This is a genomic window from Streptomyces fractus (genome assembly GCF_049844455.1).
Classification (GTDB): Bacteria; Actinomycetota; Actinomycetes; order Streptomycetales; family Streptomycetaceae; genus Streptomyces; species Streptomyces fractus.
On record NZ_JBMYHI010000002.1, the window covers coordinates 8,891,801 to 8,904,568 of the forward strand.

Here is a 12,768-nt window from a genome sequence, read left to right on the forward strand (position 1 = left end):
CAATCTGACGCAACGCGGAGCCCAGCGGGGGCTGCCGCCGCCGCGCACCGCGGCCTTCACAGAAGTAAGGATTCCCATCACCGTGAGTGACAACTCTCGTATCGAGACCCGTGAGATAGCCGATGACGACCTCGACGGCGTCGCGGGCGGCCTCTCCGTCGGCGGCACGGTCAAGGGCCTGACGGCCGAGTTCGGCCAGGGCCCCAACGGTCTGCCCGTCCTGACCGGCGGCTCCGTGAAGTCCCTCAGCATCACCGTCTCGGACATCCCGCTGGGCTGACGCGCGGCTTCGACACGGGGTCGGCCTTCAGGACCGGTTGCCCGGGCCCCGAAGGCCGACGCCGCCGTCTGTGGGCGCCCTGCCGCCCTACCGGCGTTGCCCGTCGCCCGGCTCCAACGCCGGTGCGGAGACGCCGAGATGGGACCGGCACTGCGGGCGGGGCGCGTCCTCGAGGCGCGGGCGCACCGCGCGGGGCCGGATGAACAGGGCCGCCGTGGTGGCGCCCAGGACGAACAGTACGGCGCAGCCGACCGCCGCCCGGTGGAACGACGTGTCCACCGCCTCGGGCCGCGTATAGGCGTCGCCCGACAGGCCGACGGCCAGCGGCAGCGCGGCGACCACCAGCAGCTGCGCGACGCGCGCCGCCGTGTTGTTCACGCCGCTCGCGAGACCTGCGTGTTCCGGTTCCACCGACGCGAGGACCGTCGTCGTCAGCGGCGCCACGAAGAGGCTCATGCCGAGCCCGAGAACGGCGACCGCGGGCAGCACATCGGCCGCGTAAGGCGACCCCGGACCGATCCGCAGCATGAGCAGCACCCCGGCCGCGGCGACGGCGGGACCCACCACGAGTGGCGGCGTCGGCCCCACCCGGCGTGCCAGATCACCGGCCCTGGGCGAGAGCAGCAGCATCAGCGCGGTGATGGGCAGAGTCGCCACGCCCGCCTCCAACGCGTCGTATCCCAGGGCGACTTGAAGCTGGACGGGCAGCATGAACAGGATGCCGCCGATCCCCGCGTAGAGGCACAGCGTCATCCCGTTCGCGGCGCTGAACAGGCGCGAGCGGAACAGCGACGGCGGCAGCATCGGAGCGGCCCGCCGCCGTTCCACGGCCACGAACGCGACACCGGCGAGGGCACCGACGAGCGCGGCGAGGCCCGTCGCCACGGAGAACGCGCCGCCCGACGACCCGATCAGTGCGTAACTCACCCCGGCCAGACACACCGCCGCGAGCACGGCGCCGGCCTGGTCGAAGGGTGCGTCCACGGCGGCGGCGTCCCGGCTCTCGGGCACGTACCGCACCGCGATGACCAGCACGACGACGGCGATCGGCACATTGATGAGGAAGATCCACCGCCACCCCGGCCCATCGATCAGCCACCCGCCGAGGAACGGCCCGAGCGCGCCCGCCACGCCGGTCAGTCCCGACCAGGCGCCCACCGCCCGGGCCTGGTCGTCGGGATGGAACACCGACCGCACCAGCGCGAGCGATCCGGGCGTCAGCAGCGCCCCGCCGACCCCCTGGAGCGCCCGCGCCGCGATCAACGTGCCCTCGTTCGGCGCGAGTCCGCACGCCGCGGACGCGACCGCGAACCACGCCACGCCCAGCACCAGCGCCCGCCGCCGCCCGATCCGGTCGCCCATCGCGCCGCCCCACAGCAGCAGCGCGGACAGCGTCAGCATGTAGGCGTTGACGACCCATTGCAGGGCGGAAAGGGAGGCCCCGAGGTCGCGCCCCATGGTCGGGAGGGCGACATTGACGACGGTCCCGTCGAGCATCGCCATACCGGAGGCGAGGACCACGCACGCGAGGATCCACCGCCCGCGCGCCGACGAGAGCCGGACGCCTGGGGCGGCGTCGGGAGAGGGGTCGCCGGTCGCTGTCATCGGGCACATTCTCCCGGAGCCCCCGTACCTGCGCGACCCTCGGAACCGATCCGGCCGCGGCACACTTTCGCAGGCGCGGCGACGAGCCCGCTGTTAGCTTTGTCCTGAAATGCGGTTGCCGTAGTCGTCCCAGCCGTAGCCGCTGGGAACGTGGGAACAGGAGCGTGACGGAACCCATGGCCAGGACCCGTCGACTGATCCTGAGTTCACCCTCCGAGGTCTGGGCGCTGCTCTCCGACGGATACCGCTACGGGGAGTGGGTGACGGGAACCCGCCGGGTGCTCGACGTCGACCCCGCCTGGCCGGCCGTGGGCTCCGCCCTGAAGGTGCGGGTCGGTGTCGGCCCGCTGACCCTCGACGACACCAGCACCGTCAGGATCTGCGAGCCGGAACAGCGCCTCGAACTCGAGGCGAAGGCGGACCCGTTCGGGGCCGCCCGCATCGCGATGAACCTCATCCCGTGGGCCGAACACACCCTCCTCGTCCTCGACTGGCACCCGCTCAGGGGCCCCGGCACACGGATGCACGGACTCCCGGTGGACTACCTGGTCGCGGTCCGCAACGGAATGATGCTGACGAAGCTGGCGCGGATCGCGGTGGAAGAACACGCGAACGCGCCACGCACCGCCTTCTAGGGACGGCCGGCCTCCCAGGCGGCCTCGACCATCCGGAAGATCTCGTCGACATCTCTGTCGACATCTCTGGTGTCAGTGCTGCTGCGGTTTCTGTGGTGTCGCCTCGCTGGGCCGTACGACCACGAACCCCTCACCCTCCAGCATCAGTTGCACCGCTTCCCCGGATCCACCGCGGATCATCGAGCCCAGCGACTGCGAACGGTGCAGTGAGCTGCGCAGGTCGGCGCTCCACCCGACGACCGCGTCCGTGTCCACGTACACGGGCTGCTGCGGGGAGACGGGGAACACGAGCGGACTGCCCTCGCAGATCAGTCCGAGCCGCCCCTGCCCGGTGAACACGCTGTTGAACAGCCCGCCGCCGCTGATCCCGGCGCCCTTCACGGTCTTGATCTCGTACGACAGCGTGGCGTCGAAGCACAGCACGTTGCGGCCATTGACGGTGAACACGTCGCCGGGCTCGATGTCCACGACGAACACGTTCTGCGCCTCCTGCGCGAACCAGGCCTCGCCCTGCCCCTGCACCTTCATCACGGGCAGCCCCTCCCCGGTGACGGCGCGCTTCAGCATGCCGCCGACGCCCTGCCCCTTCCGCTCGAACTTCAGATTCCCCCGGTAGGCGACCATCGCCCCCTGCCGAGCCAGCATCTCGCCGTCGATCACATACCGGATCGACTTGGCGTTCTGAACGGTCATGCCCGGCGCGACGGCGGGCTGCACCATGTACTCACTCGCGAAAAGATCACCCTTCATCCGGGCATCGTGGCCCGGAGGGAATGATTCCTACAAGGGTCAGGCAAGGGCCGGTGGGGGCCCGTGCCGACCCCGTGCCGTGGGGCGTCGGCCCCGCGGCAGACCGCACGCCTGCGGCTGCCGCTGCGCGTGTGACAGGGGCGGTGTAGAGAGGAGACATGTCCGAAGGCCACGATGTGCTCGGCCCGCCGGTGCGACCCGGCCGGGCCCTGGTCGCCATCCCGGTCGCGTGGATCGTCGTCGTGTCCATCGTCGACGTGCTCTCGCCGCCCCATATTCACCTGGGACCGCTGCTCGTCGCGGCCCCGGCGATCACGCCGCTGTTCGGCGGGCCCCGGACGGTGGGGCTGGTGGCCGCGCTGGCGGTGATCGCACAGACGGTCATCGGTCTGCTGCGTGATCGCGACGACCTGCTCTCGGCCAACCACGAGGCACAGATCATCGCCCTACTGGTGGTCGGCACCAGCCTCGTCATCTTCTGCGTGCTGCGGGAGCGCCACGCGAAGGAGCTGACGCAAGTACGGTACGTGTCCGAAGTGGCCCAGCGGGTGGTGTTGCCGCCGCTGCCCCGGCGGCTCGGCCCACTGCGCGCCGCGTCCTTCTACCTCGCCGCGGAGGCCGAGGCCCGGATCGGCGGGGATCTGTACGCGGCGGTGCGCACGACCAGCGGCACTCGGCTGATCGTCGGCGACGTGCGCGGCAAGGGGATGACCGCGGTCGGGGACGCCGCGCTGCTGCTCGGGGCGTTCCGCGGCGCGGCGCACCGCGAGGCGGGCCTGGGGGAACTGGTGGCCTATCTCGAGCGCAGCGTGTGCTGGGGCCTGATGGAGCCGGGGGAGGCGGGTCGCTACGCGGAAACGTTCATCACCGCCACCATCCTCGATGTCCCGGACGGGGGCGGGCCGGTCCACATGGTGTCCTGCGGGCACCCTCCGCCGGTTGTCCTGCGCAACGGCCGAGCGCTGACGATGGAGGCGAAACATCCCGCTCCGCCCATGGGGCTGGCCGAGGTCACGGACCCGAGCCACCACGTCGAGAGCTTCGACTTCGAGCCGGGTGACCTCCTCCTGCTGTACACGGACGGTGTCACCGAGGCCCGCGACCGCAACGGCACGTTCTACCCGCTCACCGAGCGCATCACCGGCTGGCCCGAAACCGACTGCGAGGCCTTCCTCGACCGTTTCCGACGCGATCTGCTCCGCCATGTCGGGGGTGACCTGGACGACGACGCGGTGATGATCGTGATCGAGCGCCCTGCGGGGCCCTGGGCCTGATCGCCCGCACACGTGAAACCGTGATGTGCTGTCGGCCGTGCCGCTGATGCTGCTGGACCTGGACAACACTCTCGTCGACCGCGATGCCGCCTTCCGTGCCGCCGTCGCCGACTTCCTCGACGGGCATGGCTTGGCTGCCGCTGATGTCGCATGGGTGATGCGCCTCGACGCCGGCGGATACGCGGCGCGGCCGGCCGTCGCCGCGGCGATGGTCGAGAGATACGGCGACGTGGTGCCCGCGGCCGTCCGTGCGCTGCTGCACGAGGGCGGCGCCGATCGCGTCGTCCTGACGGAGGCCGCCCGTGACGCGCTGGGTGAGGCGCGGGCGGACGGCTGGACCTGCGGCATCGTCACCAACGGCCGCACCGGCCAACAGGAGGCGAAGATCCGCAACGCCGGGCTCGACCGCCTGGTTCAGGGGTGGGTCGTCTCCGAGGCCGTCGGCCGCAAGAAGCCGGATCCGGCGATCTTCCGGGCGGCCGCCGTGGCCGTCGGCATGCCCTTGGAAGGAGCGTGGATCGTCGGCGACTCGCCCGGTGCCGACATCGCGGGCGCCCACGGGCTCGGGCTGCGGAGCGTATGGGTCTCCGACGGGCGGCCCTGGGACACGGACGACTACCGGCCCACGCATGTCGCCGTCGACGTCGCGTCCGCGATCCGCCACATCGTCCGGTCCGCCTGAACGCCCTCAGCCGCGCCGGCCGCTCGGCTCCCGTTTGACTGACTTCAGGATCACGAACTTGGCGTTGCCGGCGACCAGTTGGCTGTTGCCGAACAGGCGGCGCAGCTTCACGTGGTAGCCGAGGTGGCGGTTGCCCACCACCCACAGTTCGCCGCCGGGGCGGAGCGCCGCGCGGGCCTGGGTGAACATGCGGTACGCCGTCGCGTCCGTCGTGGCCTGGTGGCTGTGGAACGGCGGGTTGTTGAGGATCAGGTCCACGGAGGCCGGAGGCGTGTCGGCGAGCCCGTCGGCGACGCGGAAGTCCGCCTTGCCGGGGCGGTCGCCCACGTTCTCGGCGTACGTGGCCTGCGCCGAGGCCACCGCCTGGTGCGACTCGTCGGTGAAGAGGACGTCCGCGTCCGGGTGGGTGAGCGCGGCGCTCGTGCCCACGACCCCGTTGCCGCAGCCCAGGTCCACGATGCTGCGCGCGTTCGTGCCCTGGGGGAGGTGCTCGAGGAGGAAACGGGTGCCGATGTCGAGGTGCTCCGCGCAGAACACGCCCGCGTGGTTGACGACCGGCCGCGACGACAACGGGCCGATGTCGGGCGGGAGTCGATAGGTGTGCGGCCACGGATTCGGGGCCGGGGCGAGCGCCGGGTCCGGCTCGGTGAAGATGAGGCGCGCCTTCTTTTCCGCCAGCGACGTACGCGTCGGGCCGATGATCCGCTCGAACAGGTTCAGCGTCGAGGTGTGGATCTCCTTCACCATGCCGGTGCCGACCACCACCGTGTTCGCGTGCAGGGCCGGGCGCAGACGGTGCAGCTGGTCCTCGAGGAGGGCGAGGCTCTTCGGGACACGGACGAGGAGGACGTCGATGCTCGGCGGCGGGGCGTCCTGGGTGGTGAGGAGGTGTGCGCCGGTGCGTTCGTTCCGGGTCAGGTTCGCGTACGTCGCCTGCTGACCGAGGTACGAGTCCGAGACCAGAGTCGGCGTGCAGCCGGGGACACCCGTGAGCGCGGTGGCCAGTGCGCCCCAGCGGTCGCCCACCACCGTCACCGCGCCGGTCAGGTCCGCACCTGTCTCGGCGAGGTGCCGCAGCAGGTACGTGTCCGCGGCGTCCCACGCGCGCAGAAGCTCGCGGGGGTTCTCCGGGAAGCGGGTGAGGTCGACTTCTCCCCAGGGAGTGGTCAGTCGGGGGGCCGGCGCGGGCTGATCTGTGCGGTTCATCGTCCGGCAAGGCTAGCCGAGTCACCGCTCACCAGCGCGCGCCGGTGCGCCGCGGCCGGGCCGCACAGGGGCGGGCCCTGCCCAGTGGGCAGGGCCCGCGTGTGCCGAATCCGGCTAGTCGAACTCGCCCGCGAGCGCCGACGCCATCCGCAGGTGCGGCGCCGCCTCATCGTTCCGGCCCTGCCGCTCCAGCGTGCGGCCGAGCATCAGGCGGGCGTAGTGCTCCACCGGGTCGCGCTCCACGATGGTGCGCAACTCGGTCTCGGCGCGGCGCAGTTGGGCCGAGTGGTAGTACGAACGGGCCAGGAGGAGGCGGGGGCCGGTCTGCTCGGGGACCTCGTCGACAAGGCCGTCGAGGATCCGGGCGGCGTTCGCGTACTCCTTCGCGTCGAAGAACATCTGGGCACGGTCCCAGCGCTCCGCGGCCGTCCCGTGCGTGTAGTACTTCTGCTCCACTGGTGCCTCCTTGCTCGACGCCTTCAACCGGGGCAAGGGGTGGGGTATTCCCCGCACTCGACAGGGGTGGTGAGCCGCCACCCGGCGGGCGGCTCGGGTGTGTCCAGCGGCCGGTTCGCGCCGTCGCCATGTTGACTCACTGCGGGTGCCACGTATGTTGCTGTGCGTCCCCTCTCCGACTCGCGCACAGTTCGGTCCCGCACGGCCCACGGGCCCCCTCGGTCCCGTGGGTCCACCTGCCCTCCGCGCAATGGGAGCCTCATGGACACCAGCCCCGTCACCACCCCCGTGACCACCTCTGTCCCCACCCCTGTTTCCGCGCCTTCCGACGGACCCTCCCTCACCCGCCGCCGTTTCCTCCAGACCACCACCGCCACGGCCGGTGCCGTCGCCGCGGGCGCCGGCGCACTCCTCGGACCGGCGGCATCCGCAGCCGCCGCGACCGCCGCTGCCGCCCCGGCGTCCCTGTCGTTCACCGCCGCCACCAACGGCGCCGCCACCCTCGCCCCGTCCGGCGACCGCTTCGTCGCCGAGATCCAGAACGTCCTGTGGTCGATCCCGCGCAAGGGCGGCACCGCGAGACCGCTCACCACCCCCGAACTGGAGCCCACCCGCCCCCAGTTTGCCCCGGACGGGAAGCGACTCGTCGTCTGCGCCTACCAGGGCGGCGGCTTCCACCTGTGGCTGCTGGGCGCCGACGGCGGCACGCCGAAGCAGCTCACCGACGGGCCGTGGGACGACCGCGGACCCGCCTGGTCCCCGGACGGCCACCGCATCGCCTTCGCCTCCGAGCGCGGCGGCGACCCCGAACACGCCGCCCCGTACCGCATCTGGACCATCGACGTACGCGACGGAACCCTCACCCGCCTCACCGGCGCTCCCGGTCAGGAAGGCCCCGGGCAGGGCGGCGCCTGGGAGGACTTCGACCCGACCTGGTCCGCCGACGGCACGCGCGTGCTCTTCGTACGAGGGGTGCTCACCGACGCCGGAACCCTCCAGGCCTCCACCGTCGCCTCGGTCGCCGCCGACGGCACCGGAGCCGTCACCACCGAGCGCACCGACGACTCCGGCGCCCAGGTCATGACCCCGGCGGTGTCCCCAGGAGGCACCCTCGCCCATCTGCGGACCACCGCCGCACCCGCCGCCACCTGCACCCTCGTCGTCGACGGGAAGCCGGTCGACGTGCCCGGCGACGTCGCCCCCGTGCCGCCCCGCTGGACCGGCCCGGACACCCTGCTGCTCACCGTCGACGGCCGCTTCCGCCTCGTGCGCCCGGCCGCCCCGGGCACGGGTGAGGAGATCGCGTTCACCGCGACGCTCCCGGTCGACCGCCCCCGCTACCGCGTCAAGCGCTACGACTTCGAGGCCGGGGGAGTGCGCCCCGTCCGCTCCCCGCACCTGCCGGCCCTATCGCCCGACGGGAAGCAGGTGGCCTTCGCGGCCCTCAACTCGCTGTGGATCGGCGCCACTTCGGGCGGCCGCGCCCCGCGCAAGGTCGTCCAGGCCCCACAGACCCGCTACGTCCTCGGCCCGACCTGGACCGCCGACGGCAAGGCGCTCGTCTACGCCGACGACCGGGCGGGCCTCTTCTCCGTACGCCGCCACGACCTGGACACCGGCAAGGAGACGGTGCTCGCCGAGGGCGGCCGGGTGTTCCCCGCCCTCTCGCCCGACGGGCGGCGCCTGGCGTGCGTCGACATGTCGGGCAACCTCGTCCTGCGCGACCTCGCCGCGGGCTCCGAACGCGTCCTCGCCGCGCCGATGGGCAGCGGCGGACTGCCGGGCAGACCCTGTTGGTCGCCCGACGGCAGATACGTGGCGCTGTGCGACCGCGGCCGCCTCAACCAGCGCTTCCGCGAGGGCTACAACCTCATCCGCGTCGTCGACACCACGTCCGGCAAGGCCGTCGTCCACCAGGTCGCCCCGCACGTCTCGATCGCCGACCGGTACGACTCCGGGCCCGCCTGGTCGCCCGACGGACACACCATGGCCGTGGTCGTCGAGTCCGCGCTGTGGCTGCTGCCCGTCCGCCCCGACGGCACACCGGACGGCGACCTCCGGCAGGTCACCGACGAGGCCGCCGACCACCCGAGCTGGTCCGCCGACGGCCGACAGCTCCTCTACCTGAGCGCGGGCCGACTCCGCCTCCTCGACGTGGCGAAGGGCTCCGCCCGCACGGTCAGGATCCCGCTCGACCACCGCCGCCCGCGCCCCGCCGACACCGTCGTGCACGCGGGCCGGTTCTGGGACGGCGCCGGGTCCGAGGTCCGCGACGACGTCGACCTCACCATCGAGGGCGGCCGGATCACCGCCGTCTCCCCGCACCGCGCGGCGAAGAAGGCGTCCGCCAAGCGCGTCGACGCCTCCGACAAGACCGTGATCCCCGGCCTCTTCGACGCCCACACCCACCCCTGGCAGTCGACCTACGGCGGCCGCCAGACCGCGCTGCAACTCGCGTACGGCATCACGACCGCGGTCTCCCTCGGCGGTTTCGCCTACGAGCAGGCCCGCATCCGCGAGGCGGTGTACGCGGGGGCGCTCGCGGGGCCGCGGCTCCTCGCCACCGGTGAACTCCTCGACGGGCCGCGCGTCGCCTACAGCATGGGCCGCGCCCACCGCACCCGCGCGGGCCTGCGCCGCTCGCTCGACCGTGCCGCGGCCCTGGACTGGGACTTCGTCAAGACCTATGTGCGGGCGCCGGGTTGGGTGATGAAGGAGGCGGCCTCCTTCGCGCACGAGCGGCTCGGCGTGCGCAGCGGCAGCCACCTGTGCACACCGGGAATCCAGCTCGGCCAGGACCTGACGACCCATCTGCAGGCGACGCAGCGGCTCGAGTTCGGGCACGCCACGACGGCGACCGGGCACTCGGGGCAGGACGTCCAGGAGATCTACTCGAAGACCGGCGACTTCCATCTCATCGCCACGCCGTTCACGGCGCAGCCGCTGATCGGCGCCGATCAGCGGATCGCGGACGACCCGCGTGTCACGCGGCTGATGCCGCCGTGGGACACCGCCGCCGTGCAGAAACTGGCCGGCACCCCGCCCACCGCCGCTCAACTCGCCACCCTGGACACGGAACTCGCGGTCTACCGCCGTGTGCTCGCCGCCGGCGGAAACATCGCGCTCGGCACGGACCAGCCGCTCGTCCCGGTCGGTCTCCATCTGCATCTCGCGCTGCGCGCCCTGCATCGCGGCGGCCTCTCCCCGGCGCAGGCGCTGCTCACGGCGACGCTGATGCCCGCCAGGATCTTCGGGGCGGACGCGGACCTGGGCACCCTGGAGGAGGGCAAGCTCGCCGACCTCACGATCGTCGACGGCGACCCGTTCACCGACTTCGACGACCTGATGCGTACGACGGCCGTGCTGCGCGGCGGCGTTCCCTTCCAACAGGCCGACCTCGTCGGCTCGTTCGAACCGGTGGCCTCCAGATCGCTGAGGGCCACCGGTGACGACTGGCTGGAAGTGGGCCGCCTCATGCGCCGCGAGGGCTGCTGCGACGCGGGAGTCTAGGCCTTCGTCCCCCGCGGCGCGAGCCGGTTGCCGACGGCCCCGAACAGGCCGTCGGCGGCCAGCGCCAGGACCGCCACCCACAGCGCCGCCGCGATGACGCCGGACAGTCCGTACGACACCTGGTTGAGGATGATGTCGCCGAGACCGCCGCCCCCGGCGACGGCCGCCAGGGTCGCGCTGGAGATCACGTAGACGACGGCGATCCGGATGCCGGTGAACAACACCGGGAGGGCGAGGGGCAGTTCGACGCGCCACAGGATCTGCCACTGGGTGAGTCCCATGCCGCGCGCGGCGCGCACCAGGTCCGCGTCGACCTGTTCCACGCCCAGGTACGCGTGCGTGAGCACCGGCGGTATCGCCATGACGACCAGTGCCGTCATGACGTTCACGAAGCCGATGCCGAGCAGCCCCAGGAAGATCGCGATGAGCGCGAGCGAGGGCAGCGCCCTGCCGATGTTGGAGATGCTCACGGTCAGGAACGAGCCATTGCCGCGGTGTCCGAGCCACACACCGAGCGGCACCCCGATCACCAGGGCCACCGCGACGGCCGCGGCCGAGAGCAGCAGATGGTCGACCGTGCGGTTCAGGAGCAGGCCGAAGTGGTCGGCCATGAACGAGAAACTCGCGAGGAAGGTGTGCATCAGACGGTCCTCCGCGTCCTGGCCCACGGAGTGAGCACCCGGCCGAGCAGCACGAGCAGTCCGTCGGCGGCGAGCGCGAGCGCCACGGCGAGCAGACCTGCCCCGATGAACTGCGTGTTGAACGGCGACTGGAGGCCCTGGATGATCGGCGAACCGAGGCCCTGGTCGATGATGAACGCGGCGATCTCGACCACGCTGATCGTGGTCACGGTCGCCACCCGGAGCCCGCTGATCACGGCGGGCAGCGCGAGCGGCAGCTCGATGCGCCACAGGATCTCGCGCCGGGTCAGCCCCATGCCGACACCGGCACGCCGTACGTCCTCCGGTACCTCGCCGAGCCCGGTCACCGTCGACTTGAACAGCACCATCAGCGTGTACGCGACCAGGGCGATCTCGGCGGTCAGCACGGACAGGCCCGACACCGGGACGAGCAGCGTGAAAAGCGCCATCGGCGGGATCGTGTAGAGGAACGAGGTGAGCCCGCCCAGCGGCTTGACCAGCCACTTCCGGAAGTGCGCGAGCAGCGCCAGCGGGAACGCGATCAGGAAGCCGATCCCCACCGCGATCACCGTGAGGCGCACGTGCTGGACGAGCGCGGGGCCGAACACGCTGGAGAAGTTCGCGGTGAACCAGTCCACGCAGAACACCCCGTTGTCGCGCACACACGAACTGACCGTGCCGAAGTCGGGGATGACGGGATCGGGGCCGGCCGCCAAGGACCCGGCCGCCAGGGACAGCAGGCCGCTCACGCCGCCTCCCGTATGAGCGCGACGGTGACGGAGCCCACCGGCTTGCCGGCCTCGTCCGTGACGGACAGCCGTTCGGCGCCGCCCGCCATCAACTCCGAGAGCGCGGTGCGCAGGGTGTCGGTCGTGCGCAACGCGTCGTCGCCCGGGACGGACTCGTCGGCCGGCTCCAGCTTCAGATCGGCGAGCGTGCGCAGCGTCAGCGCCTTCAGCCCACGGTCCGTGCCGACGAAGCGGGCCACGTAGTCGTCGGCGGGCTCGCGCAGGATCCGCTCCGGGGTGTCGTACTGGAGCAGTTTGCCGCCCTTGGCGAGAATCGCGATGCGGTCGCCCATGCGGACGGCCTCGTCGATGTCGTGGCTGACGAACAGCGTCGTCTTGCCCACCTGCTCCTGGAGGCGCAGGAACTCGTCCTGCACGTGCTCGCGCGTCACCGGGTCGAGCGCGCCGAACGGCTCGTCCATCAGCATGATGGGCGGGTCGGCCGCCAACGCCCGTGCGATGCCGACGCGTTGGCGCTGCCCGCCGGACAGCTGCGAGGGGTAGCGGTGGGCGTACTCCTTGTGCGGGAGGCCGACGAGTTCGAGCAGTTCGCGCGAGCGCTCCGCGATCCTCGGCTTCTTCCAGCCGAGTACCTGCGGCACCGTCGCGACGTTCTCCTCGATCGTCAAGTGCGGGAAGAGCCCGGCCTGTTGGATGACGTAGCCGATGCCGCGGCGCAGTTCGATGACGTCCTGGTCGCGGATGCTGCTGCCGCCGATGCGGATGTCGCCGCTGGTCAGCTCGGTGAGCCGGTTGACGAGGGTCAGCGCGGTCGTCTTGCCGCACCCGGAGGCGCCGAGCAGGACACAGATCTCGCCTGCGGGCACCGTCAGGGACAGCGCGTCGACGGCTGCCTCGTCGGTGCCGTCGTACGTCTTGGTGGCCGCGTCGAAGACGATGTCTGCTGCGGCGCCGGCGGTCTGCATGGGGGAATGCTCCTC

At 71.9% G+C, this 12,768-nt stretch carries 12 protein-coding genes; 5 read left to right on the plus strand and 7 right to left on the minus strand.

Annotated elements, in window-relative coordinates:
* The first annotated feature begins 82 nt into the window (after positions 1 to 82).
* Positions 83 to 280, plus strand: coding sequence for a hypothetical protein (locus ACP4E5_RS42500; protein ID WP_425839416.1), 198 nt, complete (start codon positions 83 to 85; stop codon positions 278 to 280).
* Positions 281 to 367: 87 nt separating this feature from the next.
* Here the strand turns inward: ACP4E5_RS42500 and ACP4E5_RS42505 are convergent, their stop codons facing one another.
* The gene (locus ACP4E5_RS42505) at positions 368 to 1,885 is read right to left on the minus strand and encodes an MFS transporter (RefSeq protein ID WP_425839419.1); all 1,518 of its coding nucleotides are present in this window, start codon (positions 1,883 to 1,885) and stop codon (positions 368 to 370) included.
* 176 nt (positions 1,886 to 2,061) lie between these two features.
* Between ACP4E5_RS42505 and ACP4E5_RS42510 the strand changes: the two genes are divergently transcribed.
* Entirely contained in the window at positions 2,062 to 2,520 is a 459-nt protein-coding gene (locus ACP4E5_RS42510; RefSeq protein WP_425839422.1) for an SRPBCC family protein, read from the plus strand.
* A 72-nt stretch (positions 2,521 to 2,592) separates the two neighbouring features.
* Here the strand turns inward: ACP4E5_RS42510 and ACP4E5_RS42515 are convergent, their stop codons facing one another.
* Complete coding sequence (locus tag ACP4E5_RS42515; RefSeq protein WP_425839425.1) at positions 2,593 to 3,270, minus strand: AIM24 family protein; 678 nt, start codon at positions 3,268 to 3,270, stop codon at positions 2,593 to 2,595.
* Between the two features lie 158 nt (positions 3,271 to 3,428).
* On the opposite strand from ACP4E5_RS42515, the gene ACP4E5_RS42520 reads away from it, so the two are divergent.
* Positions 3,429 to 4,544 (plus strand): PP2C family protein-serine/threonine phosphatase, encoded by a 1,116-nt coding sequence (locus ACP4E5_RS42520; protein WP_425839428.1) that lies wholly within the window; start codon positions 3,429 to 3,431, stop codon positions 4,542 to 4,544.
* Between the two features lie 46 nt (positions 4,545 to 4,590).
* Positions 4,591 to 5,226, plus strand: a complete 636-nt coding sequence (locus ACP4E5_RS42525; RefSeq protein ID WP_425842094.1) for an HAD family hydrolase — start codon at positions 4,591 to 4,593, stop codon at positions 5,224 to 5,226.
* A gap of 6 nt (positions 5,227 to 5,232) precedes the next feature.
* Here ACP4E5_RS42525 and ACP4E5_RS42530 read toward each other — a convergent pair whose 3' ends face one another.
* Together ACP4E5_RS42530 and ACP4E5_RS42535 are read right to left on the minus strand one after the other, a co-directional pair.
* Positions 5,233 to 6,432, minus strand: a complete 1,200-nt coding sequence (locus ACP4E5_RS42530; protein ID WP_425839431.1) for a methyltransferase — start codon at positions 6,430 to 6,432, stop codon at positions 5,233 to 5,235.
* 114 nt (positions 6,433 to 6,546) lie between these two features.
* Positions 6,547 to 6,888 (minus strand): tetratricopeptide repeat protein, encoded by a 342-nt coding sequence (locus tag ACP4E5_RS42535; protein ID WP_425839433.1) that lies wholly within the window; start codon positions 6,886 to 6,888, stop codon positions 6,547 to 6,549.
* Between the two features lie 261 nt (positions 6,889 to 7,149).
* On the opposite strand from ACP4E5_RS42535, the gene ACP4E5_RS42540 reads away from it, so the two are divergent.
* Positions 7,150 to 10,398 carry an amidohydrolase family protein gene (locus tag ACP4E5_RS42540; RefSeq protein WP_425839436.1) on the plus strand — a complete coding sequence of 1,083 codons (3,249 nt, stop codon included), beginning with the start codon at positions 7,150 to 7,152 and terminating at the stop codon, positions 10,396 to 10,398.
* Here ACP4E5_RS42540 and ACP4E5_RS42545 read toward each other — a convergent pair.
* Genes ACP4E5_RS42545 through ACP4E5_RS42555 form a run of 3 tightly spaced genes read right to left on the minus strand, consistent with a single transcriptional unit; the run spans position 10,395 to position 12,753 of the window.
* Positions 10,395 to 11,039, minus strand: a complete 645-nt coding sequence (locus tag ACP4E5_RS42545; protein ID WP_425839439.1) for an ABC transporter permease — start codon at positions 11,037 to 11,039, stop codon at positions 10,395 to 10,397. The two genes, ACP4E5_RS42540 and ACP4E5_RS42545, sit on opposite strands and share 4 nt — an antisense overlap.
* Positions 11,039 to 11,788: an ABC transporter permease gene (locus ACP4E5_RS42550; protein WP_425839442.1), complete on the minus strand. Its 750-nt coding sequence runs from the start codon at positions 11,786 to 11,788 to the stop codon at positions 11,039 to 11,041. Before ACP4E5_RS42550 ends, ACP4E5_RS42545 begins: the two co-directional genes overlap by 1 nt.
* Positions 11,785 to 12,753 (minus strand): ABC transporter ATP-binding protein, encoded by a 969-nt coding sequence (locus ACP4E5_RS42555; RefSeq protein WP_425839445.1) that lies wholly within the window; start codon positions 12,751 to 12,753, stop codon positions 11,785 to 11,787. The genes ACP4E5_RS42550 and ACP4E5_RS42555 overlap by 4 nt, the downstream gene beginning before the upstream one ends.
* Positions 12,754 to 12,768 lie beyond the last annotated feature (15 nt).

Bases quoted from the DNA above. Each gene is read 5' to 3' on its own strand.
- ACP4E5_RS42540 (WP_425839436.1), top strand. From the start codon at position 7,150: ATGGACACCAGCCCCGTCACCACCCCCGTGACCACCTCTGTCCCCACC.
- ACP4E5_RS42520 (WP_425839428.1), top strand. From the start codon at position 3,429: ATGTCCGAAGGCCACGATGTGCTCGGCCCGCCGGTGCGACCCGGCCGG.
- ACP4E5_RS42515 (WP_425839425.1), bottom strand. From the start codon at position 3,270: ATGAAGGGTGATCTTTTCGCGAGTGAGTACATGGTGCAGCCCGCCGTC.
- ACP4E5_RS42530 (WP_425839431.1), bottom strand. From the start codon at position 6,432: ATGAACCGCACAGATCAGCCCGCGCCGGCCCCCCGACTGACCACTCCC.
- ACP4E5_RS42505 (WP_425839419.1), bottom strand. From the start codon at position 1,885: ATGACAGCGACCGGCGACCCCTCTCCCGACGCCGCCCCAGGCGTCCGG.
- ACP4E5_RS42510 (WP_425839422.1), top strand. From the start codon at position 2,062: ATGGCCAGGACCCGTCGACTGATCCTGAGTTCACCCTCCGAGGTCTGG.
- ACP4E5_RS42545 (WP_425839439.1), bottom strand. From the start codon at position 11,039: ATGCACACCTTCCTCGCGAGTTTCTCGTTCATGGCCGACCACTTCGGC.
- ACP4E5_RS42525 (WP_425842094.1), top strand. From the start codon at position 4,591: ATGCTGCTGGACCTGGACAACACTCTCGTCGACCGCGATGCCGCCTTC.
- ACP4E5_RS42555 (WP_425839445.1), bottom strand. From the start codon at position 12,753: ATGCAGACCGCCGGCGCCGCAGCAGACATCGTCTTCGACGCGGCCACC.